1 protein-coding gene is annotated in these 1,979 nt (G+C 75.9%); it reads right to left on the bottom strand.

Going from position 1 to position 1,979, the window contains the following annotated elements; all coding sequences use genetic code 11:
- A partial coding sequence (locus MXD58_RS26495) for a condensation domain-containing protein (RefSeq protein WP_250610501.1) occupies positions 1-1,979 on the bottom strand: 1,979 nt, incomplete at both ends.

Below are 1,979 nucleotides of genomic sequence, written 5' to 3' on the forward strand. Positions count from 1 at the left end.
GGGGGCCGGTGGCCGCGCGCAGGGCGGCGGCGCGTTCGGCGTCGTCGAGCAGCGCCAGCCGGCTGACCGGAAGGTCCGGGTCTCGGACGATCGCGGCGAGCAGGCGCACGAGTCGGGTGGCGAGGCGCTGCCCACTCGCCGGGTCGAGGACGTCGGTGGCGAACTCGACCAGCGCGGTGACCTCGCCGGTCGCGGCGCGGTCGACGAACGTCACGTCGAGGTCGAACTTGGCCGTGCCGACCTCGGGGTTGATCCAGTCGACCGGCGTGCCGAACAGCTCGCGGTCGTCGTCGGCGAGGTGGTGGTAGCCGGCCATCACCTGGAACAGCGGGTTGACGCCGGCGGTGCGTCGGCCCCGCCGCGCCGCGACGATGTCCTCGAACGGCAGGTCCTGGTGGTCGAAGGCGGCCAGGTCGGTGTGGCGGGTGCGGCCGAGGAGCTCCCGGAAGCTCGGGTCGCCGGCCAGGTCGGTGCGGATCACCAGGGTGTTGACGAAGAACCCGACGAGCTGGTCGAGCGCCGGGTCGGTGCGCCCGGCGACGGGCACGCCGATCGGGATGTCGTCGCCGGCGCCGAGCCGGTGCAGCAGGGTGGCGAGGCCGGCGTGGACGAGCATTGACATGCTCGTTGCGGTCGCCGCGCACAGGGCACGCAGACCCGTCGCGACGGGCGCGGGCAGGGTCACCGCGGCCCGCCCGGACGCGCCGTCGCGCACGGCGGGGCGCTCCCGGTCCAGCGGCAGTGCGATCTCCTCGGGCATGCCGCGCAGCGCGTCGAGCCAGAAGGCCAGCTGGCGGGCGGCGACGCTGTCCGGGTCCGCCGGATCGCCGAGCAGGTCACGGTGCCAGCGGGCGTAGTCGGCGTACTGGACTTCCAGCGGCGCCCACGGCGGGGCGCCGCCGGCCCGCCGGGCGCGGTAGGCGGCGTCGAGGTCGAGCAGGAACGGGCGGTCAGACCACTCGTCGGTGGCGATGTGGTGCAGGACTATGAGCAGCACGTCGGCGTCCGGGCCGCGCAGGATCCGCACCCGCAGCGGCGGCTCGGCGGTCAGGTCGAACGGCCGGGCCAGCGCGGCGGCGATCTGCCCGGTGACCTCGCCGGGCGGGCAGTCCTCGACGTCGACGCCCACCCGTTCGCCCGCGTCGGTCGGGTCGAGAATCCGCTGGTAGGGCAGCCCGTCGTCGGCTGCGATGAGGGTGCGCAGAACCTCGTGCCGGCCGAGGAGGTCGGCGACGGCGGCGCGCAGCGCGGCGGCGTCGAGGTGGCCGCGCAGGCGCAGCGCGAGCGGATAGTTGTAAGCGTCGGTGCCGTCAACGAGCCGGTCGACCAGCCACAGGCGGCGCTGCGCCGGTGACAGCGGGATTCGTTGCGGGCGTGCCGCCGCGACGAGCGGCGGGCGGCTGGTGCCGCGCCCGGTGTGGTCGGACAGCTTCGTGGCGAGTGCCTCGACGGTCGGCGCGTCGAAGAGGTCCCGGATGGCGAGGTCGACGCCGAGGGCGGCGCGGGCCCGGCTGACGACCCGGGTGGCGAGCAGGGAATGGCCGCCGAGGGCGAAGAAGTTGTCCTCGGCGCCGATCGCGGGCAGCCCGAGGACGTCGGCGAACAGGTCCGCGAGGGTCTGCTCGACTCCGCTGGCGGGCGCACGGCCGGAGCTGGCGACGGTCGGCTCGGCCGGGGGCAGGGCGGCGACGTCGAGCTTTCCGTTGGCGTTGCGGGGCAGTTCGGGCAGCGCGACGAACGCCGCCGGCACCGCGTAGTCCGGCAGCACGACCGCGAGATCGGCACGTAGCCGTCCGACCAGCGCACCGGCGGCCCGGGCCGCCGTCGGGTGGTTGGTGTGCGCCGAGCGCGGCTGGCCGGCGAGGGCGTCGGGGCCGGGGCGGGAGAAGGGCAGCGCGGCGGTTCCCGAGCCGCGGACCAGGATGGCGTCGAGGCGCCCCGGGTCGTGGGCGCTCGGGCTCAGGGCCGCCTCGTAGCCG

The organism is Frankia sp. AgKG'84/4, assembly GCF_023242965.2.
GTDB lineage: Bacteria > Actinomycetota > Actinomycetes > Frankiales > Frankiaceae > Frankia.